The organism is Umezawaea endophytica (assembly GCF_025061645.1).
Lineage (GTDB): Bacteria > Actinomycetota > Actinomycetes > Mycobacteriales > Pseudonocardiaceae > Umezawaea > Umezawaea endophytica.
In genome coordinates this window covers 276364-301308 of the sequence record NZ_JANYMP010000002.1, presented here as the reverse complement: position 1 = coordinate 301308, position 24945 = coordinate 276364, and the positions used below count along the sequence as shown (strand labels likewise).

The 24945-nt window shown below is 71.5% G+C and carries 16 protein-coding genes and 1 tRNA gene; 7 read left to right on the top strand and 10 right to left on the bottom strand.

Annotation, left to right across the window (positions count from 1 at the left end; translation table 11 throughout):
• Window positions 1–4: 4 nt before the first annotated feature.
• The 5 genes from NZH93_RS04910 to NZH93_RS04890 all read right to left on the bottom strand — a co-directional run bounded on the left by NZH93_RS04910 (window position 5) and on the right by NZH93_RS04890 (window position 12395).
• Complete coding sequence (locus tag NZH93_RS04910; protein ID WP_259621696.1) at window positions 5–4990, bottom strand: NAD-glutamate dehydrogenase; 4986 nt, start codon at window positions 4988–4990, stop codon at window positions 5–7.
• Window positions 4991–5206: 216 nt separating this feature from the next.
• Window positions 5207–9802 (bottom strand): hypothetical protein, encoded by a 4596-nt coding sequence (locus NZH93_RS04905; protein WP_259621695.1) that lies wholly within the window; start codon window positions 9800–9802, stop codon window positions 5207–5209.
• A gap of 10 nt (window positions 9803–9812) precedes the next feature.
• Entirely contained in the window at window positions 9813–11489 is a 1677-nt protein-coding gene (gene ettA / locus NZH93_RS04900; RefSeq protein WP_259621694.1) for an energy-dependent translational throttle protein EttA, read from the bottom strand.
• A gap of 129 nt (window positions 11490–11618) precedes the next feature.
• A complete protein-coding gene (locus NZH93_RS04895; protein WP_259621693.1) occupies window positions 11619–11876 on the bottom strand; it encodes a DUF7218 family protein in 258 nt (85 codons plus the stop codon).
• 57 nt (window positions 11877–11933) lie between these two features.
• Window positions 11934–12395 (bottom strand): single-stranded DNA-binding protein, encoded by a 462-nt coding sequence (locus NZH93_RS04890; RefSeq protein ID WP_259621692.1) that lies wholly within the window; start codon window positions 12393–12395, stop codon window positions 11934–11936.
• Window positions 12396–12618: 223 nt separating this feature from the next.
• Here NZH93_RS04890 and NZH93_RS04885 point away from each other — a divergent pair, with 223 nt between their 5' ends.
• The 3 genes from NZH93_RS04885 to NZH93_RS04875 are packed head-to-tail and all read left to right on the top strand — an operon-like array spanning window position 12619 to window position 15012.
• Window positions 12619–13239 carry a TetR/AcrR family transcriptional regulator gene (locus NZH93_RS04885; RefSeq protein WP_259621691.1) on the top strand — a complete coding sequence of 207 codons (621 nt, stop codon included), beginning with the start codon at window positions 12619–12621 and terminating at the stop codon, window positions 13237–13239.
• A complete protein-coding gene (locus NZH93_RS04880) occupies window positions 13236–14174 on the top strand; it encodes an ATP-binding cassette domain-containing protein (RefSeq protein ID WP_259621690.1) in 939 nt (312 codons plus the stop codon). The genes NZH93_RS04885 and NZH93_RS04880 overlap by 4 nt, the downstream gene beginning before the upstream one ends.
• A gap of 13 nt (window positions 14175–14187) precedes the next feature.
• On the top strand, window positions 14188–15012 hold the full coding sequence (locus tag NZH93_RS04875; RefSeq protein WP_259621689.1) for an ABC transporter permease: 825 nt from the start codon (window positions 14188–14190) through the stop codon (window positions 15010–15012).
• Here the strand turns inward: NZH93_RS04875 and NZH93_RS04870 are convergent.
• Window positions 15009–16982 carry a bifunctional copper resistance protein CopD/cytochrome c oxidase assembly protein gene (locus NZH93_RS04870; protein ID WP_259621688.1) on the bottom strand — a complete coding sequence of 658 codons (1974 nt, stop codon included), beginning with the start codon at window positions 16980–16982 and terminating at the stop codon, window positions 15009–15011. The two genes, NZH93_RS04875 and NZH93_RS04870, sit on opposite strands and share 4 nt — an antisense overlap.
• Before the next feature lie 114 nt (window positions 16983–17096).
• On the opposite strand from NZH93_RS04870, the gene NZH93_RS04865 reads away from it, so the two are divergent.
• Window positions 17097–17690, top strand: coding sequence for a DUF3558 family protein (locus tag NZH93_RS04865; protein ID WP_259621687.1), 594 nt, complete (start codon window positions 17097–17099; stop codon window positions 17688–17690).
• Here NZH93_RS04865 and NZH93_RS04860 read toward each other — a convergent pair.
• Window positions 17656–18855 carry an MFS transporter gene (locus NZH93_RS04860; protein WP_259621686.1) on the bottom strand — a complete coding sequence of 400 codons (1200 nt, stop codon included), beginning with the start codon at window positions 18853–18855 and terminating at the stop codon, window positions 17656–17658. The two genes, NZH93_RS04865 and NZH93_RS04860, sit on opposite strands and share 35 nt — an antisense overlap.
• A 93-nt stretch (window positions 18856–18948) precedes the next feature.
• On the opposite strand from NZH93_RS04860, the gene NZH93_RS04855 reads away from it, so the two are divergent.
• Window positions 18949–20022 carry a LacI family DNA-binding transcriptional regulator gene (locus NZH93_RS04855; protein ID WP_259621685.1) on the top strand — a complete coding sequence of 358 codons (1074 nt, stop codon included), beginning with the start codon at window positions 18949–18951 and terminating at the stop codon, window positions 20020–20022.
• 127 nt (window positions 20023–20149) lie between these two features.
• A tRNA-Arg gene (locus NZH93_RS04850) sits at window positions 20150–20222 on the top strand.
• Window positions 20223–20462: 240 nt separating this feature from the next.
• Here the strand turns inward: NZH93_RS04850 and NZH93_RS04845 are convergent.
• Both NZH93_RS04845 and NZH93_RS04840 read right to left on the bottom strand, forming a co-directional pair.
• Window positions 20463–21317, bottom strand: coding sequence for an NAD(P)H-binding protein (locus NZH93_RS04845; protein ID WP_259621684.1), 855 nt, complete (start codon window positions 21315–21317; stop codon window positions 20463–20465).
• Window positions 21318–21398: 81 nt separating this feature from the next.
• The gene (locus NZH93_RS04840) at window positions 21399–22109 is read right to left on the bottom strand and encodes a helix-turn-helix domain-containing protein (RefSeq protein ID WP_259621683.1); all 711 of its coding nucleotides are present in this window, start codon (window positions 22107–22109) and stop codon (window positions 21399–21401) included.
• An 85-nt stretch (window positions 22110–22194) separates the two neighbouring features.
• Between NZH93_RS04840 and NZH93_RS04835 the strand changes: the two genes are divergently transcribed.
• The gene (locus NZH93_RS04835; RefSeq protein WP_259621682.1) at window positions 22195–23007 is read left to right on the top strand and encodes an NAD(P)H-binding protein; all 813 of its coding nucleotides are present in this window, start codon (window positions 22195–22197) and stop codon (window positions 23005–23007) included.
• On the opposite strand, the gene NZH93_RS04830 is transcribed toward NZH93_RS04835, so the two are convergent.
• The gene (locus NZH93_RS04830; protein ID WP_259621681.1) at window positions 23004–24884 is read right to left on the bottom strand and encodes a Xaa-Pro dipeptidyl-peptidase; all 1881 of its coding nucleotides are present in this window, start codon (window positions 24882–24884) and stop codon (window positions 23004–23006) included. The genes NZH93_RS04835 and NZH93_RS04830 overlap by 4 nt on opposite strands.
• Between the last annotated feature and the right edge of the window lie 61 nt (window positions 24885–24945).

The window sequence follows — 24945 nt, the reverse complement described above, 5'->3', positions numbered from 1 at the left end:
CACGTCACAGCACCATGCTGCGGATCTGCCGCGCGGCGACGGACAGCGTGGCCAGGTCCAACCGGTTGGCCTGGTTGATCTCCTCCAGCGCCGCCCGAGCCCGGCCGAGCCGGGATGCGTTCATCTGCTCCCAGGTGGCGATCTTCTCCTCCGCGCTGTCGCCGGGGTCCGAGATCCGCAGCACGTCCAGCGTGATGGCCCGCAACGACGAGTAGAAGTCGTCCCGCAGGGCCAGCCGCGCCAACGCGTGCCAGCGGTTCCCGCGCTCCAGCGAACTCACCGAGCTCAGCATGTGGTCCATGCCGAGGTGCTCGGACAGCGCGTGGTACAGCTCGGCCGTCTCCAGGTGGGACCGCTCGGGCAGCAGCCCGGTGCCGTCCCCGGCCTCGCGCTCGGCCAGCTCCGCGATCTCCGTGATGTCCAGCAGGCTGTACGTGAAGAGCTGCGAGGCCACCCGGCACGCCAGGTCCTGCGACACGCCCGCGTTGACCAGCCGGGCGACGTGCAGCTCCAACGACGTGCGCTCGCGCCCCTGGAGCAGGTCCGGGATCTTGTCCGCCAGCTCGGACACCACACCCGCGAACCGGGAGATCGTGGACCCGACCTGGAGGGGCTGCGGGCGGTTCGACAGGAGCCACCGGGACGCGCGGTCGAGCAGCCGCCGGGACTCCAGCACCATCTCGTCCGCGACAGCCGTGTCGAGCAGGTTGTCGAGCCCCCGGATCTCGTCCCAGTGCGCCTTGAGGCCGAAGATCTCGGTCACCACGGCGAACGCGCGCACCGCGTCGGTCGGGGACGCGCTGATCTCCTCGGTCAACCGGAACGGGTACGAGATGCCCGCCCCGTCGATGACCTCGTTGACCAGCACCGTCGTCGTGATCTGCTTGCGCAGCGGGTGCGCCGGGATCACGTCGGTGAAGCGCTCGCGCAGCTCGCTGGGGAAGTACCCCGGCAGCTTGCGGGCGAACGTCTCCACCTCCGGCAGGTCGCTGGCGAGCACGTCCTCCTTGAGCGCGAGCTTCACGTGCGCGAGCAGCGAGCACAGCTCGGGCGACGTGAGGCCGCTGCCCGCCTTCTCCATGGCCCGGAACTCGGCGGCGCTGGGCAGCGCCTCCAGTTCGCGGTCCAGGACGCCGCGCTGCTCCAGGTCCGCGACCAGCCGCGCGTGCACCGACAGCATCGGCACGGCGTGCGCCCGGCTCACGCCCATGACGGCGTTCTGCGAGTAGTTGTCCGCCAGCACCAGCTCGCCGACCTCGTCGGTCATCTGGCCGAGCAGCTCGTCGCGCTGCGCCTGGTCGAACTTGCCCTCGCGGACGAGCTGGTCCAGCAGGATCTTGATGTTGACCTCGTGGTCGGAGCAGTCGACACCGGCGGAGTTGTCCAGCGCGTCGGTGTTGACCTTGCCGCCCTTGCGGGCGAACTCGATCCGGCCGCGCTGGGTCAGACCGAGGTTGCCGCCCTCGCCGACGACCTTGACCCGCAGGTCGGCGCCGTTGACGCGCAGGCCGTCGTTGGCCTTGTCGCCGACCTCGGTGTGCGTCTCGGCCGCGGCCTTGACGTACGTGCCGATGCCGCCGTTCCACAGCAGGTCGACCGGCGACAGCAGGATCGCCTTCATCAGGTCCTGCGGCGACAGCTTCTCGACGCCGTCGTCGATGCCGAGCGCCTCGCGCACCTCGGCGGTGAGCGGGATGGACTTGGCCGTGCGCGGCCAGACACCGCCGCCCGCGCTGATCAGCGACAGGTCGTAGTCCGCCCACGACGAGCGCGGCAACTCGAAGAGCCGCTTGCGCTCGGCGAACGACGGCGCGGCGACCGGGGTCGGGTCGATGAAGATGTGCCGGTGGTCGAACGCGGCCACCAGGCGGATGTGCTCGGACAGCAGCATCCCGTTGCCGAACACGTCGCCGGACATGTCGCCGACGCCGACGACGGTGAACTCCTCGGACTGGGTGTTCACGCCCAGCTCGCGGAAGTTGCGCTTCACGCTCTCCCACGCGCCCTTGGCGGTGATGCCCATGGCCTTGTGGTCGTAGCCGACCGAGCCGCCGGAGGCGAACGCGTCACCGAGCCAGAAGCCGTAGGAGACGGCGACCTCGTTGGCGATGTCGGAGAACTGGGCGGTGCCCTTGTCCGCCGCGACCACCAGGTACGTGTCGTCGCCGTCGTGCCGGACCACCTGCGGCGCGGGGATGACCTTGCCCGAGTCGAGGTTGTCCGTCAGGTCCAGCAGACCGGAGATGAACTGCCGGTAGCAGGCGATGCCCTCCGCCAGGAACGCCTCGCGGTCCAGCCCCGTGTCGCCTGTGGTGGTAGGCGGGCGCTTGACGACGAACCCGCCCTTGGCGCCGACCGGCACGATGACCGCGTTCTTCACGGCCTGCGCCTTGACCAGGCCCAGCACCTCGGTGCGGAAGTCCTCGCGCCGGTCCGACCAGCGCAGACCGCCGCGCGCGACTGCGCCGAAGCGCAGGTGCACGCCCTCGATGCGGGGCGAGTACACGAAGATCTCGAACCGCGGCCGGGGCTGCGGCAGCTCCGGGATGGCCTGCGGGTTCAGCTTCACGGCCAGGTACGGCCGGGCGTTGCCGCTCGCGTCGCGGAAGAAGTAGTTCGTCCGCAGCGTGGCCTGCACGAGCGTGAGCAGGCTGCGCAGGATGCGGTCCGCGTCCAGGCTCGTCACGTCGTCGATCAGCTTCACCAGGCCGTTGGTGATCGACTCCGTGCGCGCGGACCGGTTCGCGTCGTCCAGCGCCGGGTCGAACCGGGCCTCGAAGAGGTGCACGAGCTCGCTCGCGACCTCCGTGTGGCCGAGCACGACGTCCTCGATGTAGTCCTGGCTGTACGGAGTACCCGCCTGGCGCAGGTACTTCGCGTACGCGCGCAGCATCGCCGACTGCTGCCAGGTCAGACCGGCTTGCAGCACCAGCGTGTTGAAGCCGTCGACCTCCGCCTCACCGCGCCACGCGGCGGCGAACGCCTCCTGGAAGCGGGTCTGCACGGTGTCCAGGTCCGAGGTGTTCAGCCGGTCCAGGATCTTCGGCTCGATGCGCAGGCCGAAGTCGTAGATCCAGCACTTCACGCCGTCCTCGCGGACCAGGTCGTACGGGCGCTCGTCGACCACGACGACACCCATGCGCTGCAACATCGGCAGCACCTGCGACAGCGTGATCCGGTCGCCCGCCAGGAACAGCTTGAACCGCCGCTCCCCCGGCTCGGCGTCCTCCGGCACGTAGAACACCATGTCCAGGTCGCCCGGTCGGAGCGCTTCGATGCGGCGGAAGTCGGCGAGGCCGTCCGCGGCGGAGAAGTCCTCCTTGTAGGCCTCCGGGAACGCCACGGCGAACCGCTGGCCCTGCTCGTTGGCCGACTCGGTGCCCAGACCGCCGTTCTGCCCGCCGTCGGCCTGCTCGGCCAGCACGGCGTCGACCATCCGGTCGTCCCAGCTCCGCACGGCCTCGGCCAGGCGGTTCTGGAGGTCCGCGGTGTCGACCTCGACCGCGCCGCGAGCGGGATCGGTGTGCACCATGAAGTGCACGCGCGCGAGGGCCGATTCCCCTATCCGCGCGCTGTACTCCAGGTTCACGCCGCCGAGCGCGCCGATCAGCACCTCCTGCATGGCCAGCCGCGACGTCGTCGTGTAGCGGTCGCGCGGCAGGTACACCAGGCACGAGTAGAAGCGGCCGTACGGGTCCCGACGAAGGAACAGCCGCAGCCTGCGGCGCTCCGCGAGCGCGATGACCCCGGCGACGGTCGCGTAGAGCGTGTCGGCGTCGACCGAGAACAGCTCGGTGCGCGGGTAGTTCTGGACGACCTCCAGCATCCGCTGCCCCGAGTACGAGTGCAGCGGGAAACCCGCGCGGTGGATCACGTCGCGCACGCGGCGTTCGATCACCGGGATGTCCAACACGTCCTCGTGCAGCGCGGTCGTGCCGAACACGCCGAGGAACCGGTGCTCTCCGGTCACGTTGCCGTCGGCGTCGAACGTCTTCACGCCCACGTAGTACGGGTACACCGAGCGGTACACGCTCGACTGCGCGCTGGCCTGCGTCAGCACCAGCAGCTCCGGCGACAGCGCCTGCGCGCCCGCGTCCGGCCCGGCCGTCAGGCTGCGCGCGGCCAGGCTGTCCTGGCGCAGCACGCCGAGACCCGAGGCGAGCACGGCTCGCAGCGCCGGTTCGCCGTTGGTCGCGGGGTCGTCGCGGATCAGCTCGTACTGGCGGTAGCCGAGGAAGGTGAAGTGGTCGTCGGCGAGCCAGCGCAGCAGCTTCGCGCCGTCGCTCGTCTCGTCCTCCGACAGCCGCGGCGGGTCGCTCTCCAGGTGGTCGGCGAGCTGGTGGGCCGTCGTGGTCATCTTGTCGGTGTCCTCGACGACCTCGCGGACGTCGTTGAGCACCGCGTGCAGCCGGGTCTCCAGCTCACGGGCCCGGTCCGGGTCCGTGATCAGGTCGACCTCGATGTTCATCCACGACTCGGCGATGGCCTCGGCGGGCGGCGCCGACGGGTCCGCGAGCGGCAGGACCTCGTGCAGCGCGCCGGTCACCGGGTCGCGGCGGACCACGACGATCGGGTGCACCACGCGCTGGACCTGGACACCGCCGCGGGTCAGCTCGGAGGCGACGGAGTCGACCAGGTACGGCATGTCGTCGGTCACGACCTGCACGACCGTGACCGGGCACGCCCAGCCGTCGTGCGCGCGGGTCGGGTTCAGGATGCGCACGGCCGGACGGCCCGGCACCCGCGACTCGGCGAGTTGGTGGTTCGACCGCACCGCGCCCAGCAGGTCCACGGGGTCGTCGTCGTTGACTTCCTCGGCGGGCACGTGGCGGTAGTACAAACGGATGAGATCGGCGAGTTCCGGCGCGGCGGCGGCAGCCCGTTCGATCAATTCATCCCGAACCTGCTCGGGGCTGGCCGATCGGCTTTCGCCTGGCTCGGCGCGGCCGGCATCGAGCTCGGAACGGGACGGGGCTCCAGTCGAGGTCATGTTCAGGCGACTCTCCAAGCTATCCGGCACCTCTGTGTACCGGGTCCGTGGACCACAGTAGATGGCCGGTTCGAACGGGGTGGCAATGCCCTGGGTACTGAATCGAACAACCTGGACTACTTTCGGGAAAGCCGTTTAACGCGACTTTTCTCGTATTTCTCGTAGACCAGGGTGTGTTACTGGCCGGAAACCTTATTAAAACCTCAAATCATATTCTCATGATTCGGGAAGCGTCCATCTGTCGTAGGGCGGATCGGGCTCGCCGTCCGGACCGGACTCCCAGATGGGGGCGGTCGACTCGACGTCCCGCACCGGCGTCAAGTAGGTCGTCTTCTCGGAGTCGGTCGGCTGAGCCCTCGGCCGCGGCTCGGGTTCGGGCGCGGGCTCCGGGTGCGGCTCCGCCACGTGGTGCCCGGCCCGTTCCAGCCGATCCGGTGAGATCGGCGACACAGGCGTCTCAGCCGACGAGATCCAGTCCGCGATCTCCTCGCTCGCCGTCTGGTCCGCTTCCGGATCGGACCGGCGACCGGTCTCGTACGCCACCAGCGCCTCGGTCAGCAGCTCGGCCAGGCTCAGGTCGCTCTTGTGCCGCCGCGACGCCCGCGCCGCGCTGGGGACCTCGATTGTCCGGTCACCGACCACGACGGCCGTCACGAACGGGTCCGGTTCCGCGGGTGGTGTCTCGGCGGGCACGCGCCTGGGGAGTTCGGGCAGGTCGTCCTCGACGTCGGCAGACGTCAGGAACCGCGACCGCCCGAGGTCGAACCCGCTGCTGGTCGGCGGCATCGGGATGGGCGCAGGCTGCGGGATCGGATCGGGGTCCGGGATCGGCGGAATCTGGTCCGGCTCCGGGACCGCGGGGACCTGGTCCGGCTCGTGCTCCGGCGTCGGCGCCGTCGGGGGTTGGGGGACGGTGAGGGAGTCGGGCGCGGACGACAGGTGCGCGAAGTCGGCGCCGTACGAGAAGTCGGAGAAGTCCGCCCCGACACCGGACGTCCGGGCCCCGGAACCGGGGTAACCGCCGGAGTCCCGCGCGTCGCCGGGCGTGAAGCCGGGGTCACCCGCACCGGTCGATGGGAAGCCGGAGTCCCCCGCGCCGGTCGGCGTGAAGCCGGAGTCCCCTGCGCCGGCAGGTGTGTAGCCGGAGTCCGCTGTGCCGGTCGGTGTGAAACCGGAGTCCCCCACGCCGGTCGGCGTGAAGCTGGGGTCCCAGGTGGGACGCACGCCAGGGGCCCAGGTCGGCGAGTCGGACTCGACCCGAGCCGACTGGTCGGAACCCGAGCCTGCGGCCGACCGCGTCCCGGCATCCTGGTCCGACTGGCGCCCGGCGGTGAACTCGCGACCACTGTCGGACTGGCGCCCAGCGCCGAAGTCATGACCAGCGCCGGAATCGTGGCCCGCGGCGAACTCGCGACCAGCGCCGGACTCATGGCCTGCGGCGAACTCGCGACCGGCGTCGGTCTGACGTCCGGCGCCGAAGTCATGACCGGTGTCGGAATCGTGGCCTGCGGAGAATTCGTGGCCGGCGTTGGACTCCCGGCCCGCGTCGGAGGACCGGCTCGTCCCCTGACGTCCCGTGCCGTGGTCGGACTGGAAGCCATCGCCGAAGCCGTCGATGTCGACGGAGTAGCGCGGGTCGGCGCCGAAGCCCTGATCGGACCGGTGGCGCGACTCTGGATCGGGACTGCTGCCTGCCGCCTGCCGTGAACCGGCTACGAAGCCCTGGTCTGTCTGGGTGCGCGGGTCAGGGCCGAAGTCGTCTTGCCCTGGTCGGGTCTCGGGGGGTGCGGTCGGTGCTCGATCGGCCGTCGTGGCCCAGTCCGGTGCGTCGGCGAACCCCTGGCCAAGGCCGGGGTCCTGCTGGTGGTTCTGGGCGGGGCCGCCGTTCGGGTCCGTGGATCGGGGGCCGCCGTGGGCCGGGCCGGTTTCGGCTGGGCGTGGCACGCCGGACGTCCAGTCCGGCGCGTGCGAACCGGGACCGCCACCCGTGGCCCAACCGGGGGTCGAGCGACCCTCGTTCGCGGTGGTGTCGTTCGTCGTGGCCCAGTCGGTCGAGTGGGAAGCGGAGTCGGGTTGATGGCCGGTGGCCTGACCGGGTGTGCCGCCCGCGGCCCAGTTCGGTTCCGCGTCGCGCCCGTTGTCCTGGTGCTGCCCGGTTCGGGTTCCTGGTTCGGCGGGGTGGCTCGCGGCCTGCGCGGTGTCCGGTGCCCAGCCCGGCTGGTCCGCGCCCGAGCCGCCGTTGCGGTTCGACGCGGTGGTCGCCGACCAGTCCGGTGACCGCGACGTCGAACTGTGACCGGGCGCCGAGCCGGAGCCGCCGTCGTGGGCCCAGTCCGGGGTGCCGGAGGCAGTCGGCAGGTCGGGGGTGAGGGGCGCGTCGTGGCCCGTGGCGGCGGAGGGCCAGTCGTGCGGAGTGGTGGGGGTGGGGTCCGCCGGGGGGTTGGCGGTTCGGAAGCCGTCGCGGCCGAAGGAATCGGCGGACAGCCTGAAGTCCGGGTGGCCCGGTGTGGCCGCTTGAGGACGTGGGGAATCCGCGGCGCCCTCCGCCGGGAACGGCTGCTCCGCGGGCGGGCGGTTCGAGGCTGGGCGGAAACCGGAGCGGCCCAGGGAATCCGCGTCCAGGCGGAAGTCGGGGCCCACGTGGGGGGTGCCGGTGTTGTGGTCGGCCGCCGGGTTCGCGTCTGGCCGGCGCGGGGACTCGGGTGGGCGCGGGGGCTCCAGGGCCGAGGGGGTTTGGGGGGCGCGGGCGGTGGGGATCGCCGGGCCCTTGGCGAAGGCCGCGCCGAGACCGGTCGACGGGCGCTCCACCGGCAGGCCGTCCGCGCCGACGGCGGGGTGGACCGTGGTCGGGGCGTCGAAGAGGTCCGACGGCGGCGGTTTCGGCTGGTCGTCCTCGGAGCGGAGGCGCGGCGGGGGCTCCACGCGCCACTTCGGGGTTTCCGCCGCCTGCGGCTGAGCGGGCTCGGACGGCGGCTCCGGCTGAGGAGCGGCCGCGGACTCGGCGGGCTGTCGAGGCGGCTCCGCCTCGTTCCCGGAGTCGGGTGCCCGCCTGCGCCCGCCCGACCGGCGTTTGTTCAGCAGGCCCGCCGCTTCGAGGGAGTCGAGGACGTTCGCGACCTCGGGGCTCGTGTCGGAGGCGCTGTCCGGAACGGCTTCGGGAGCCGGTTCCGGCGCGGCCTCCTGCGCGGCCCAGGGAGCTGTGGGGGCCGACGGTTCCGCGGGCGAGGCCTGCGTGGGCGTGGTGTCGTCCTCAGCCGCTTCACGGGCGGCGCGGCGGCGACCGCTGCGCATCGCCCCGGCGGCGGCGATCAGGCCGGTGGCGGGGACGGCGGTCTCGTCGCCCTGCGCGGGGGTCGCCGGGACCTCGGTGGCCGCGGACTCGCGGTCCTCGGCCCGGCGCCTGCCGCCCGAGGGGGCGACGGGGTCGGCGGCGGAGTCCTGCGTGGTGTCCGGCGCGGTCGCGCCGAACGGCTGGACCATGCGCCAGCGGTCGGCCGCGTGGGCGCGGGCCGCGGAGATGCCCTCGACCGTCATGTCCTCGGCGGCGCGCAGGGACCGCTTGACCCGCACGCCCTCCTGCTTGGGGACCTGGGTGGGCCGCCACTGGCGGAGCTGCTGCTTCAGCTCGGGCGCCAGCACGGCGTCGGCGGGCGGCTGGCTGCCGCGCATCACGCCCTGCGCGGACGACGGCCGTCCGTCGCCGGGGCGCAGCAGGCTGCCGAGCTGCTCGTGCGGGCTCACCGGCTGGCGGTGCGCCCCGGAGAACTCCGCGGCCAACCGGGCGCGCACGGCGTAGACGGCACGGGCCCGACGGCGTTCGGCGGCGTGGGCGGAACGCAGGTCGGTCAACGCTTCCGCCAGGTCGCCGGACACCTCGTGGACGTGGGCCAGCGCCAGCAGGCTCTCCGCGAGGAGGGTGTCCAACTGGTGGCGCTGAGCGCTGTCCGCCGCGTCGCGCAGCAGACCGCGGGCCAGGTCGACCCGACCCGCGGGCAGGTGGACGCGGGTGGCGAGCGCCAGCCGCAGCCAGCCGACGTCCCCAGCGGACGGGGCGCGGACCGGGAGGTCCAGCAGCGGGGAACCGACCTCGGAGGCTTCGCCGAGGCGGTTGGAGTCCATCAGGGCGCAGACCAGTTCCAGGGTCAGCTTCGCCCTGACCTGGCCGCTGTCGACGGACGGGTCGCCCAGCCCGGCCAGCAGCTCCAAGCCCTTGCCCGCCGCGTCGGTCGCCGCCTGGAGGTCGCCCCACCGGCGGTGCTGCGCCGCAGCCGAGGCGTGCAGAAGACCGCGTTGCAGCAGGCGGGTGTCGGCGTCGAGCAGGGTGTCGGCCACGTAGAGCTGGTCGGCCTCGCTCAACGCCATGCCCAGTTGCGGACCGCGGCCGATGGTGACCAGGCAGTCGCTCGCCTGGACCAGCGCGGCGGCGCGGAGCGCGTGCGGCACGCCGTCCGCCGCCAGCACCGGGCGGACCGCGCCGAAGCCCGTCAACGGGGCTCCGACGGCGGTCGCGCACGCGGCCAGTTCGATCCGCAGGCGCCAGGAGGTCTCCTGCTCCTTCGCCTTGTCCGACGCGCGGAGCGCGTCGAGGGCGCGGTCGGCGATGCGGACCCCGCGCCCCATCCGGTTGCTGGCGAAGATCACCAAGGACTCCGCCCGCAACCGGTCGATCTCGTCACGGCGGGTCGAGGCGAGCGCGACGGCTCGCTCACCGAGCACCAGAGCGAGCTCCGGTGCCCGCCAACGCAGCCGCCAGGCGGGCACGACCAGCGTGCTCACCTCGACGTCCGCCTGCGCTTCGCCTCTCGCCGCCATGCGTCCCGGCTCAGTCCCGAGTCAGCTTGCGGTAGGTGACCCGGTGAGGCCTCGCGGCCTCGGCGCCGAGGCGGACGAGCTTGTTCTTCTCGTAGCCCTCGAAGTTGCCCTCGAACCAGTACCACTTGGCCGGGTCCTCGTCCGTGCCCTCCCAGGCCAGGATGTGGGTGGCCACGCGGTCCAGGAACCACCGGTCGTGCGAGATCACGACGGCGCAGCCGGGGAACTGCTCCAGCGCGTTCTCCATCGAGCCGAGCGTCTCGACGTCCAGGTCGTTCGTCGGTTCGTCCAGCAGGATCAGGTTCCCGCCCTGCTGGAGGGTCATGGCCAGGTTCAGCCGGTTGCGCTCACCACCGGAGAGCACCCCCGCGGGCTTCTGCTGGTCCGGACCCTTGAACCCGAACGCGCTGACGTACGCCCGCGACGGCATCTCGACGTTGCCGACGTGGATGTAGTCCAGGCCGCCGGAAACGGTCTCCCACACGGTCTTCTTGGGGTCGATGCCCGAGCGGTTCTGGTCGACGTAGGACAGCTTGACCGTCTCGCCGACCTTGACCTTGCCCTCGTCCGGGTCCTCGAGCCCGACGATGGTCTTGAACAGCGTCGTCTTGCCGACGCCGTTCGGCCCGATCACGCCGACGATGCCGTTGCGCGGCAGGTCGAACGTCAGGCCGTCGATCAGGACCCGGTCGCCGAAGCCCTTCTTCAGGTCGTTGACCTCGACCACGACGCTGCCCAGGCGCGGGCCCGGCGGGATCTGGATCTCCTCGAAGTCGAGCTTGCGGGTCTTCTCCGCTTCGGCCGCCATCTCCTCGTAGCGGTCGAGGCGGGCCTTGGACTTGGCCTGGCGGGCCTTGGCACCCGACCGGACCCAGTCCAGCTCGTCCTTCAACCGCTTCTGGAGCTTCTGGTCCTTCTTGCCGGAGATGGCCAGCCGCTCGGCCTTCTTCTCCAGGTACGTCGAGTAGTTGCCCTCGTACGGGTGGGTCTTGCCGCGGTCGATCTCCAGGATCCACTCGGCGAGGTTGTCCAGGAAGTACCGGTCGTGCGTGACGGCGAGGACGGCGCCCGCGTACCCGGCGAGGTGCTGCTCCAGCCACAGGACGCTCTCCGCGTCCAGGTGGTTGGTGGGCTCGTCGAGCAGCAGCAGGTCGGGCTTGCTGAGCAGCAGCTTGCACAGCGCGACCCGGCGGCGCTCACCACCGGACAGCTTGGTCACGTCCGCGTCCGGCGGCGGGCACCGGAGCGCGTCCATCGCCTGGTCGAGCTGGGAGTCGATGTCCCACGCGTTCGCGTGGTCGAGGTCCTCCTGGAGGGCCCCCATCTCCTCCATCAGCTCGTCCGAGTAGTCGGTGGCCATCTTCTCGGCGATCTCGTTGTAGCGGTCGAGCTTCACCTTGATCTCGCCGAGGCCCTCCTCGACGTTGCCGAGGACCGTCTTCTCCTCGTTCAGCGGGGGCTCCTGCTGGAGGATGCCCACCGTGTAGCCGGGAGCCAGGTACGCCTCACCGTTTCCCGGGGTGTCCAGACCGGCCATGATTTTGAGGACGCTCGACTTGCCCGCCCCGTTGGGGCCGACGACGCCGATCTTGGCACCGGGGTAGAACATGATCGTGACGTCATCAAGGATGACCTTGTCCCCGTGCGCCTTGCGCACCTTCTTCATGGTGTAAATGAACTCGGCCATGGCCGCGATCGTAGAGCGGTGCCGATCGGGCAAGAACCGCGGTTGCCAGCAGCGCGTCTTTCGACACTGAAGAGTTAACTCCGCCGAGGGTCACCCACACCTGCAACACACCCCCTTCGGGGTACGTGATCAGTGGTTGCGCAGCGCGTTGACCAGCTCATCCTTGGACATGCCCGACCGGCCGTCGATGTCAAGTTCCGACGCCCGCTTCCGCAGGTCCTTCACGGTCCACTCCTCGTAACTGGCGGCGCGGCCACCCCTGGCGCCGATCTCCGACCTTCCCTCCTTCGCACTCGCGTTGGCGATGCGCGCGGCCTTCTCCTGGGAGGCGCCCTCGTCGCGCAGCTTCCGGTACATCTTCTCGTCCTTGATGCTCGGATTGGGCATCTTCTCCACCTCCGGCCGAGGGTTACCCCGACCGGACGCGCACCCAACCCCCAACCGTCAGAACGGCACGGCGACCACCTCCGGCACTCCTTCACCCTCCTTGCGGGGCGCGACGACGTCCGGCAGGCCCGGTATGGGCACGTCAGCCGTGCCGGTCCGGCTGTGCTCGACCACCACCCGCCCCCACTGGAGGTTCGCGCCGACGGCCACCGCCTCGATCTCCGAGACCTTCCGGCGCTCGCCGTCCAGCTCGTAGTCGCGGTTGCGGAGCTTCCCCGTGACGATCACCGAGTCGCCCTTCGCCAGCGCCTTGCCCACCTCGTCGGCCAGCCGCCGCCAGCACGTCACGTTCAGGAACAGCTTGTCCCCGTCCACGAAGTCCTTCTTCTCCGCGTCGTACCGCCGCTCCACGGACAGGACCCGGAACGTGGCACGGCTGTAGCCCAGGGCCAGTTCCCGGTGCGTGACCTCGCTCGCCACCACGCCGACAACCGTGATCGCCGTTGTGTTCCACCCCATCGCCGTACCTCCCGCTTCTCTGCCGCCCGTTCCGTCCCCACAAGCTTCCGACCTGCGCCGGGAGCGGGGAAGCGCGAGTTCCGAAACTGTGGACAACCACCCCGCCTGTGGACAGGTAGCGATCTTGGAACGGGAATCGTCGGACCCCCGTGGTATGGGCGAGCTAGACTGAGTGAGCACTCACTCCTTGACATGAGTGAGTGCTCACTCATACAGTGGCGACATGCCCGACGAAGCCACCCCCCGCCGCCGCCGAGCCCCGGCGATGAGCCTGGAAGACCGCCGCGAAGCGCTCGTCCAGGCCACGATCCCGCTGCTGCTCGTGCACGGCGCGAACGTCACCACCAACCAGATCGCCAAGGCCGCCGAGGTCGCGGAGGGCACGGTCTTCCGGGCTTTCAAGGACAAGCAGGAACTGCTGACGTGCGCGCTGCGCAGCGCCATGGAGCCGAACACCGAGATCGAGTTGATCGACCGCATCGAGGTGACCGCCCCGATCGAGGAGCGGCTGACCGGCGCGGTCAAGGCCGTCACGGGCTACCTCGACCGCCTCTGGTCGCTCATGAGCGCCTTGCGCGACACGGGGTTCGAGCCGCACAAGGAGGGCGGCGAGCGCAAGGGCCCGCCCGAGGAGATGCAGCGGGTCATGCGGCGCGTCGCCGAGCTGTTCGAGCCCGACGCCGACCGGCTGCGGGTCGAACCGCTGCTGGCGGCCCGGCTGCTCATGGGCTTCGTGTTCACGAACCGCATGCAGCACCAGGGGTTCGGCGAGGGCGCGGCGGAATCGGAGCAGCTCGTCGAGCTGTTCCTGCACGGCACCATCCGGACAGGGGGAGAGCAATGACCGACCTGATGATCGAGGCGCGGGACGTCGTCAAGGCGTTCGGCGACGTGAAGGCGCTCGACGGGGTGAGCATCGCGGTACCGAGGGGCACCGTGCTCGGCCTGCTGGGCCACAACGGCGCGGGCAAGACGACCCTCGTCAACGTCCTGACCACGTTGCTGCCGCCCGATTCCGGCACCGCGCGGGTCGGCGGGTTCGACGTGGTCGGGCAGGCGCACGACGTGCGCAGCCGGATCGGCCTGACGGGCCAGTTCGCCGCCGTGGACGAGCAGTTGTCCGGCACCGACAACCTGGTGCTGATCGCCAGGCTGCTCGGCGCGAGCCCACGGGAGGCGCGGCAGCGCGCCGCTGAACTGCTGGAGCTGTTCGACCTCGCGGACGCGGCGAAGCGCCCGTCGCGCACCTACTCGGGTGGCATGCGCAGGCGCCTCGACCTGGCGGCGGGCCTCGTCGGCCGCCCGGACGTGATCTTCCTGGACGAGCCGACGACCGGGCTCGACCCGTCGAGCAGGCTGAGCATGTGGGAGATCGTGGAGAAGCTGGTCTCCGACGGCACGACCGTGCTGCTGACCACGCAGTACCTGGACGAGGCCGACCGGTTGGCCGACTCGATCACCGTCCTGTCCGAGGGCCGCGTCGTCGCCTCCGGCACCAGTTCCGAGCTCAAGGCCCAGGTCGGCCAGCGCTCGGTCACCGTGACCCTCGCCTCCGCGACGGACCTGCCGAAGGCCGTGGAGTCGCTGGTGCGGGCGGGCCTGCACCCCGTGCTCGACGTCGAGCACAACACCCTCACCGCGCCCGTGACCGCGTCCCGCGAGCTGGCCGTGGTGGTCCGCGCGCTCGACGAGGTCGGCCTGGAGGCCACCGAACTGGCCCTCGGCGAACCGACGCTCGACGACGTGTACCTCACCCTCGCCGCCAACAAGGCCGCCTGAACAGGAGATGGGCATGACCTCCACACTCGCTCCGGCGCCCACCGCGGCGACCCCCACCGCGTGGCGCGGCAGCGGTTTCGCCACCCAGGTCCTCGTGCTGACGCAGAGATCCCTCCGCGCGGTCGTCAGCGATCCGCGCATGGTGGTCTTCAGCGTCCTGCAACCGCTGATCATGCTGACGCTGTTCAGCCAGATCTTCAGCAGCATCGCGAACACGCCGGGCTTCCCGCAGGGCGTGGCCTACATCGACTTCCTGATGCCCGCGATCCTGGTCAACACCGCGATGCAGTCCGCGCTCCAGGCCGGTGTCGGCCTGGTGACCGACATGAAGAACGGCGTGCTGGCGCGGTTCCGGTCGCTGCCGATCCGGCTCAGCTCGGTGCTGATCGCGCGCAGCCTGTCGGACCTGGTGCGCAACGCGATGCAGCTCCTGGTCATGATCGCCTTCGCGGTCACGATCTTCGGCTTCTCCCCCGCCGGTGGGTTCTTCGGCGTCCTCGGGGCGCTCGCGCTCTCGCTGGTCGTCGGCTGGGGCCTCGGCTGGGTGTTCCTGGCCATCGCCGCGTGGCTGCGCAACGCCGAGCTGATGCAGACCGTCGGCTTCCTGGCGATCTTCCCGCTGATGTTCGCCTCCAGCGCGTACGTGCCGATCAGCGGTCTGCCGGGGTGGTTGCAGGCCATCGCGAACGTCAACCCGCTCACCCACGCAGTCGACGCGGCACGGGGTCTCGCACTGGCCCAGCCCGTCACCGGCGCGGTGGCGGCGATCGTGACGAGCCTGGTGATCGCCGCCGTCGGCGGGGCGTTCGCGGTGAAGGGCTTCCGCAAGCCGCTCTAGTCCCCCGACATCTTCTTCAGCATCGCGTTGTACGCGGCCAGGTCCGCGTCGCCGTCACCGTCCGCCCGCCGGTCCGACCGGCGGGCGTCGCGGTTGTCGGACCTGGCCCACTGCACGAGCAGCGCCACCATCACGACCAGCAGCGGCAGTTCACCGGCCGCCCAGGCGATACCGCCGCCGAGCCGCTGGTCCTCCAGCCTCGACGTGACCCACGGCAGGCCGAGGGCGCGGTAGAAGTTCTCGCCGATGACGGTCTGCGAGCTCATCAGCGTGATGCCGAAGAACGCGTGGAACGGGATCGACGCGAACAGCAACCCGAGGCGCCCCAGCGGGGGCAGGCGGTTCGGCGCCGGGTCGATGCCGATCACCGGCCAGTAGAAGACGTAGCCGACCAGGATGAAGTGGGCGTTCATCGCGAGGTGCGCCCAGTGGCTGGGCAGCGCGGCGTCGAACAGGCCGGAGAAGTACAGGCCGTAGAACGAGCCCACGAACAGGAACAGCGCGACGAACGGGTTCGTCAGCAGCTTCGCGACCGGCGACTGGACGAACGCCAGGATCCAGTCGCGCGGACCGGTCGGTCCGTCCTTGCCGGACGTCGGCAGCGCGCGCAGCGCGAGCGTCACGGGGCCGCCGAGCACCAGCAGGATCGGCGCCAACATGGAGAGCAGCATGTGCGCCCCCATGTGCACGCTGAACATCGCGGGCGCGTACCGGCCGATGCCGGAGGACGTGGCGAGCAGGATCGTGGCGCAGCCGAGCACCCAGGCCACCGTGCGGCCGACCGGCCACGCGTCGCCGCGCTTGCGGAGCCTGCGGACGCCCGCCAGGTACAGGACCGCGAGCGCGATGGACGCGGTGCCGAAGATGAGGTCGAACCGCCAGTCGAAGAACAGCCGGAACGAGGTGGGCGCGCCCGCGAGGTCGTAGCCGATGTACAGCTCGACCCTGCTGGGCAGCGACCTGCCGTCGGTCGGCGGGGGCGTGCGGCTCAGCGCCGCCGCGATGCCGAGCGTGACGAACATCAGCAGGACCTCGATGCCCGCCAACCGCAGCAGCGCGGAGCTGGAACCGGTCCGCACGACGTCGCGGACGCCGCGGACCCGTTGCAGGTAGCCGAACCCGCCGAGCAGGAGCAGAGCAGCGATCTTGGCGACCACGAGCAGGCCATAGTTCGTGGTGAACAGGTCGCCCAGCGGCAGCCGCACCAGCGCGTTGATCACGCCGGAGACGGCCATCACGATCCAGCAGACGAGCGCGATGGCGGAGAACCTGGTCGTGGCCAGCGCCAGGTCGGACCCCCTGCGGCGGCCGTGGGTCAGCAGCGCGATCAGGCCCCCGACCCACAGCGCGGCGCCCACGAGGTGGAACAGCAGGCTGTTGGTGGCCATGTCGTGCGAGCCGCCACCGGAGGAGTGCCCGGTGACCGCGACCGGGAGCAGGGCGAACAGCGACAGGAAGAACAGGACCGCCGTCCAGCCCCACGACAGGACGATCGTGCTGCCCAGCGCGATCAGCGCCACGACGACGGCGGTGATCATCCACGCGCGGGCCTGCTCGATGAACCCGGCGGCCTGGAGCAGCTCGGCCGGGTTGAACATGACGGACACGGGTTGCCCGACGGCGTCGGCGGCGGTGAACGGCACGGCCAGCACGGCGCCGAGCGTCCACAGCAGCGCCGTCCACCCGGCGGTGCGCAGCGCCGCGTACCCGTCGGCGGCCAGCAGCCCGGAACTCTGCGGCGGCACCAGGAACGCGGCCAGCAGCAGCGACCCGATGGTCACCACCGCCGCGGACTCGGTGAGGACCCGGACCACGATCAGGCCGGTGCGGTCGTTGCCCGTCGCGGCCAGCAGTCCGGCCGCGACCAGAGCCGCGACGCCCGCGCCGACCACCAGCAGGGGGACGAGTCCCGTGCGCCTCCTGCGGGGGCTCGGCGCGGACTCGACGTCGGTGAGGGCTTCGGATGACACGCATCGAGCCTAGGCCGCCTGTCACGCCCCTGTTCCCCGGCCTGTTCCCGCACGTCGGCGGCGGGCGTGGCCGAGCGGAGGCGGCACGCGCGCCACCCACTACGGTTTCGCCCCGTGAACCGCCCTTCTCGCGCGCTGCCGTTCGCGGTGGCGGCCTTGGCCCTAGCGGGCTGCAGCTACTCGATCAACGGCTCAGCGCTGCCCGATCCGAGCGTCCAGACGACGACCTCGACGAAGTCGTCGGCACCGTCGTCGTCGGCCCCCGGTGGGCCCGCCCCGAAGGTCGCGACGCCCCGCACGGTCGCGGGCGTCGACCCGTGCAAGATGCTGGACGCGAACGACCTCAAGGGCATCGGCGTGCTCAAGCGCGACCCCCGCCGCCAGGACGACACGATCCAGGAGTCGTGCCAGTACCTGCTGAACGACGGCAGCCAGAACGGGCGGACCGTCGTCACGGCCCTCTACCAGCGCTACGAGCAGGTGCGGGAACGGCAGAAGGGCGGCAAGGAACAGCTCGTGGAGGGCCACTCGACGTGGATGTTCTGCCAGTTGAGCGGCCCGGAGGAAGTCTGCACCGCGACGGTCGCCGTGAACGCGAACCGCAGCATCCTGGTGGCGATGGCCCAGACGGGCGGTGTGCCCGACCAGATGGTGGTGGTCATGGCTCCGCTGCTCAAGGCCGCGCTGGCACGGATTCCGGTGGCGTAGCGGCGAGTTCTCGGGCGCGGGAGCGGGCGGCGAACCAGACGGCGGGCACCATGAGCGCGCAGACGCCCGCGACCACGCCGAGCGACACCGTGAGCGAGCTGAGGTGGGCCAGCCCGCCGACGATGGGCGGCCCGGCCAGGAAGCCGGTGTACGCCACGGTCGTGACCAGGCCCAGTTCCCTCTCGCCGCCGGTTCCGTCGGCTCGACGTCCCGCCTCCCCGGCCAGGTCCATGACCACCGGGAACGCGAACGCCAGCCCCAGCCCGGCGAGCGCGAACCCGAGGTAGCCCGAGGCGGGTGTCGGGACGACCACGGCGGTGGCCAGTCCGATGGACGCGACGACCGCTCCGCCGATCAGCAGCCGGTAGGGGCCCCACCGGCGCTGGACGGGCTCGCCGGACAGCCGGGCGACGGCCATGGTGATGGAGAACACGGCGTACGCGGCGGCAGCGGCGGCGTCGCCCATCCCCCGTTCCCGCACCAGGAACAGCGCGGACCAGTCGGCCGACGCGCCCTCCGCGATGGCGGAGCAGAACGCGATGCCCGCCAGCAGCCACAGCACCGGACGGCGCAGCACGGTCGGCTGCGGGCCGACGGCGACCTCGCGGTCGCGTTCACCGGACTCGCCGGGCACCCTGCGGTGGACCAGCAGCAGGACCAGGAGTCCCACCGCCGCGGCGACCAGGAAGTGCGGCAGCGGCTTCCAGGACGCGGCGGCGGCGACCGCGGCGCCGATCGAGCCGATCAGGCCGCCGAAGCTGAAACCCGCGTGGAACTGCGGCATCAGCGGCCGGTCCAGCTCCCGCAGGACGCCGACCGCCGCGATGTTCATCGACACGTCCAGCGCCGCGATGCTCGACCCCAGCAGGAACAGCACCAGGCCGAGGTGCAGCGGGGTCGACGCGAGCGCCAGCAGCGGGAGGACCAGCGCGCTGGCGACGCCGCTGGCCAGCACGACGCGGCGGGCGCCGAGGGCCGCGCAGACGCGGGCGGCGAACGGCGCGGTGAGCGCGAGGCCGACGCTGGCGCCGAGCAGCGCGAGTCCGAGCGTGCCCTCCTGGGCGCCGACCTGGGTCGCGAGCGCGGGCACGCGGGCGGCCCACGAGCCGAAGACCGCGCCGTTGAAGACGAAGACGACGAAAACGGCCAGTCGGGGTGACGGCAAGGCGGTCCTCCTCCACGGATCGCCACCAGCATGACTGAAGCGCTTCAGATCCGTCCAGTCCGATCATCGCGGCCGATGGCTACCCTCTGCGGTGTGGACATCGCCCGACCGCGCAAGCCGACCCTCGACACCGTCGCCGGTGTCGTCGGGGTTTCGCGCGCCACGGTGTCCAACGCCTACAACCGGCCGGACCAGCTCTCCACCGCGCTGCGCGAGCGGATACTGGCCGCCGCGCTCGAACTCGGCTACTCCGGCCCGGACCCCGTGGCCCGCAGCCTCGCGACCCGGTCCAGCGCCGCCGTGGGCTTCATGCTCGGCCAGCCGCTGACCGCGGCGTTCTCCGATCCGGCGGTCAGCGTGGTGCTCGACGGACTGGCGTCCACTGTGGACGGTCGTGACCACTGCCTGGTGCTGATGCCGGGGAACGAGACCGGTGGCCCGAGGCCGGAGACCGTGGCCAGGGCGCAGGCCGACGTGTTCGTCGCGTACTCCCTGCCCGACGACGCGCCCGCGCTCGCCGCCGTGCGCGCCCGCGGGCTGCCCATGGTGGTCGTGGACCAACCCGTGCTCGCGGGCGCCGCGCGCGTCGAAGTGGACGACACCGGTGGCGCCCGTTCGGCCGCAGAGCACCTACTCCTGTTGGGGCATCGCCACTTCGGCGTGCTCACGTTCGCGCTGCGCCCCGGCGGCAGGACCGGACCGGTGGACGAGCGCCGCCGGGCCGAGGCGTCGTTCCGCGTCACCAGGGACCGGCTGGCGGGCTACCTCGACGTGCTGGCGGACGCCGGGATCACCGACGTGCCGGTCTGGGAGGCCAGCGGCAGCAGACGGGAACTGGGCCGCGCGGGCACGAGATGGCTGCTGGAGCGGGATCCCAGACCCACCGCCCTGCTCTGCGCGTCCGACGAACTCGCCTTCGGCGCCCTGCGGGCCGTGCGCGACGCCGGGCTTTCCACGCCGGACGACGTGTCGGTCACCGGCTTCGACGACGTGCCGGACGCCAAGCACGCCGACCCGCCGCTGACGACGGTCAGGCAGCCACTGGCCGAAAAAGGGCGAAGAGCGGGCGAACTGGCGCTGAGACTGCTCGACGGCGAGAGCCCCGGCGGACCGATCAGGGTGCCGGTGGAACTCGTGTTGCGGGCATCCACCCGGCCCCCAAGGTGATCTGCGTCACTTTCGGCCTTTCTTAACCAGTATTCGGGTCTCCGAACGGAAACGACCAAACGTCCTCCGGCGATGAGACCGTTGGGGACGGCTACGCTGCTACGGCACGTGGTCGGCATCCCCTCTAGCCTCCGTAGCTCAGTGGAGAGAGCGAGGGACTTCTAATCCCGAGGTCGCAGGTTCGAATCCTGCCGGGGGCGCTGCTGGTCAGATCGATTCGGAACACCGGGCATGGTCGAAAGTCGCCCGGTTCCCGATCGGTCGGAGCGGATCGTGTGGTCGCATGTGGACGGTTTTGCCGGTCACATGCGACCACATCCGCGGAACGCAAACGAGTGACTGTCACCGAAGGTACGCGTCGAATCACGCAGTGCTTCGCGAACGGTCACCCGTTCACCGATCTCGACGGCTTCCCGTCATGATCCGCCCGGTTCTCGGGCCTACTCGAAGTCCGCGCGGTGGTCGCGCGCCCACTCGGCGAGGGTGCGGCCCGGCCTGCCGGTCACCCGCTCGAAGTCCGGCGAGACCTCCGGCGGCTCCTCGGCGAATTCCGCCTGGTAGCACAGGATGTACTCGGCGATCTCCATCGGGAACCCGCCCTCGATGTAGCTCCGCCGCGCCTGGCCGAAGGTCAGCGGTTCGAACCTGAGCGGCCTGCCGATGCCCTCGGCGACGGCGGCGGCCTGCTGCCGGTGCGTGAGCCTCTCCGGGCCGGTCAGCGTGTACGCCCTGCCGTGGTGCCCGTCCTCCAGCAGCGCGACGACGGCGACCTCGGCGATGTCGGCCTCGTGCACCGGAACACCCGTGCCGTCCGGGAAGGCGTTGCGGACAACGCCTTCCGTGCGAACCGAGTGCGCCCACACGTCGAGCTTGTTCACGGCGAACTCGTGCGGCCGAACATGCGTCCACTCCAGTCCGGATGCCTCAATGCGTTGCTCCACCTGGAGCAGCAGCTCGAAACTGCCGGGCCGACGGGTGGTGATCGCGCTGCCGGTGAGGGCGACCACGCGGCGCAGCCCCGATTTCACCGCCAGCGCGAGGAAGTCCTCCGCCCGGTCGACGGCCTGCTGGTCGCGGGCCCCGGCAGGCAGGTAGTAGACCCGGTCGACGCCGTCGAGCACGGCGCCCAGGTCGTCGGGGCGGTCGAGGTCGCCCTTGACGACCTCGACGCCGTCGGGCAGGTCCGCGGTCGCCGGGTTTCGGGTGAGCGCGCGGACTTCCTGCCCCGCGGTCAGGAGTGCGTGGACGACGGCGCGGCCGGTGGTGCCGGTCGCGGCGGTTACCAGGACGGTCACTGGACTTCCCTTCGGTATTAAAACTTGAATACCGACGCTAGCGAGGCCGAGGGCTTACGTGCACATGGAAATTTCTGTGACTCAGGTCACCAGGCCGCTACAGGCTCCCGGCGGAGGCAGTTCCCCGGCCGCGAACCGACCCGGCGAAACACCCATGACGTCGCGGAACTCGGCCGTCATGTGGGACTGGTCGTAGTAGCCCGCCTCGGCCGCCAGGCTCGCCAACCCGCCCGGCCGAACCCCTTCGAGCACCGTGCGGACGCGGTCGATGCGCACGAAGTGCTTGGGCGAGACGCCGACGGCCTCGGTGAACACCGAACGCAGGTGCCGTTCGCTGACGTTCAGCTCGCGGGCCGCGGCGCCGACCGGCCGACCCCGCAACAGGTCGACGGCCGCGCGCACCAGGTCCCCGCGCTCGTCGCGGGTCGATCGGCGGGCGAGGGCGCGGCGGACCGCGGTGACGTCGGCGGAGTCCCGCTCGCCCCAGAGCTCCCGCAGCGGCACGACCCGGTCGACCAGGTCCCGCGCCGGGAGTCCCAGCAGGGCACCGGCCCGGCCGGGCTGGAGGCGGATCATCACGCAGGACCGGAACCGCTTCGGCACGTGGTAGCGGGCACGGGTGCGCGGACCGATCACCACGAACGCCCCCTCCCGCAGGGCGAGCGTCGTCGCGTGGTCGGGTTCGGCGAGCACCGCGTTCACGGTGGCACCGCCCGGCGTCGCGACGGTGACCCGCGCGATCCACGGCCGCAGCCCGTCGGGCACGCGCAGGACCTGTTCGTCGAAGCTCACCCGGTCGACGGTAGGCGCGTTCGCGGCTCGCGGGTGTGCCGGAACTTCCTATCCGGCGGGTGGTTCCCGGCGGCACCGTGGCGGCATGATCCTGATCTCCGGTGCCACCGGCACCATCGGCCGCGAGGTCGTCCGGCAGTTGACCGACCTCGACGTCCCGCTGCGCGCCATGTCCCGCGGCGGCGGTGGACCCCACGGGGTGCGCGCGGACTTCGACGACCCGAAGTCGCTGCGCCGCGCGGTCGACGGCGTCGACGCCCTGTTCCTGCTCACCGCTCCCGCCACGGCGACCTCCCGGCACGACGTGGCGATGCTCGACGCGGCACGCGAGGCGGGCGTGGCGAAGGTCGTGAAGCTGTCGGCGATCGGGACCGGCTCGACCACCGCCGACGGTCGGGTGATCGGCGCGTGGCACCTGGCGGGTGAACGGGCCGTGCGGGCGAGCGGGGCGGCGTGGACGATCCTGCGGCCGTCCAGCTTCGCGTCGAACGTGCTGCGGTTCGCGGCCGAAGGGCGGCTCGCCAACCTGACCGGGGACGGGAAGCAGGGCGTGGTCGACCCCCGCGACGTGGCGGCGGTGGCCGTCGCCGCGCTGACCGCCGACGGCCACGCCGGGCGGACGTACACGCTGACCGGTCCGGAGCTGCTGAGCGTGCCGGAGCAGGCCGCTCAGCTCGGGCAGGTCCTCGGCAGGGCGGTCGGGACCGTCGAGGTGCCACTGGAACACCTGCTGGGCTCCGGGATGGACCCCGCCGCCGCGGAGGAGGTGACCCGCGGCACGGCGTGGGTGCGCGCGGGCCACAACGCGGTCGTGACGGACGACGTCGAGCGGGTGCTCGGTCGCCCGCCACGCCGGTTCGCCGACTGGGTGCGGGACAACGCCGGGTTGTTCGGCTAGCCGTCGAGCCTGCCGTGCGCGCGGTCGGGCTGGGTGACGACCTGGCCGACGGCCAGGTGGGTGGTGGCCTCCGGAACCGCGCCGACCACCGGCAGCCGCACCGAGGTCCCGGCGAGGTCCAGCATGACCTTGGGGAGCCGGGACGGGGCGCTGATCTGGCTGGTGTCGGCACCGGCGATCACCAGGCCGAGCCGGTGGCCCTGCCGGACGACGTGGTCCGTTGTGGACAGTCGGAAGGTCATCGTGTACTTCGTGCCCGCGACCAGGGTTGTCGGCGTGGTCAGCGACGCGTGGTTGGCCAGGTCCGCCCAGCCGCGCGCGATGATCTCGGCCGTGACGGACGTGGTGGTGGTCGCGGTGTCGAGGTAGCAGGCGTCGTCGCCGGTGCGGCTCTCGCCCCAGCACGACTCCGTCGTCAACGTCCGGATGCCCTCACCGCTGCGGATCGTGGCCGGGCCGTAGTCGACCAGGAACGCCGAGAGGTGCGCGGTCGACGTGGACGGCGTGGCCGCCACGGTCAGGGAACTCGTGCCGGAGATCCTCAGGTCCGACGTCAGCGCGCCGGTGCGGAACAGCGTCCTGGACGCCGAAGTGCTGTCGGGGGAAGCGATCCAGGCGTTCGCGGAGCCGCTGCCGTTGTCGGTGAACGCGGCGGCGCCGGTCGACGGCGAGGTGGTCAGCCCGCCGGACTCGGAGGGGCGGAACACCTGCCGGGCCGTGCCGGCGGGCGGCCAGGTCAGGTCCTCGGTCCAGGTGTCCGGGGTGCGCTCGACGCTCGCCTGCGGCTCGGTGTCGATGCCGTTCTGAACGTCGAGCAGGTAGTGGTCGAACCAGCGGTGCAGGGTGTCGACCCACGCGCCCCGGCGGAAGTCGAACGGGTCGACGTGGCCGGTCTGGGAGAGCCAGAGCTTGCGCGGGGTGCTCGCGGGCAGGGCGTCCCACCACTGGCCGTAGTTCAGGGTCTTCACGTTGAGGTCGGCCTGGCCGTGGACGGCGAACACGCTCGCCTTGACGTTGGCGGCGTTGCGGACGAAGTCGCGCTGGGTCCACATCGGGGTCACGTCGCCGTTCGACGGCGAGCCGTTGGTCATCTCGGTGCGGACGGCTCCGCAGCGGGACCTGGCGTTGGCGTTCTCGTGGCCGGAGGCGAGGCTCGTCGGGGAGCCGAACCCGCTGAAGGAGACACCGTCGGAGCGGAACCAGTCGTACCAGGAGCTGATCGCCGCGATGGGGACGATGGTCTTCAGGCCCGCGACGCCGGTCGCGGCGACGCCCTGGGTGATGGTGCCGTCCCAGGACTTGCCGATCATGCCGGTGGCGCCGGTCGACCAGGTCGCGGCCACCGCCGTGCCGCCCGTGACGGCGGTGTAGCCGGTGGCGCGGCCGTTGAGCCAGTCGATGACGGACTTGCCGGAGGAGATCTCGGCCCGGCCGCCGGTGTCGAGGCAGCCGCGTGACCGGGAGGTGCCCGCGAAGTCGACCAGGACCACCGCGTAGCCGCGGGGGACGAAGTAGTTGTCGTAGAAGAGGGGGAACTTGACCGCCCTGCCCGCCGAGTCGTAGGTCTTCCGCTCGCTCTCGTTGCCGCGGCCCGCCGACTGGTAGTACGGGCTGGCGTCCATGATCACGGGCACTTTCTGGGCGGTGGCCGGGCGGATGACGTCCGCGGCCACCCGGTCCCCGACGCCGTCCGCGTCGAGGTCGAGGCCGGTGTCCACGTAGACGGTCTCGCGGATCGCGTCGGCGAAGGGGAAGACGGGTTGCGTCACGCCGTCCCTGATCGTGGTCGACGGAGGGGCGGCGGTCGCCGGGGTGACCCCCGCGGTGAGGACCAGGAGGGTTGCGGCAGCAGCGATGAGCGATCCGCGACGCGTCATGAGGTGGACAGTACGAAGGGGTGCCGGAGGTGGGGAAGAGCCGAAAGTCGGATGCGGTGGT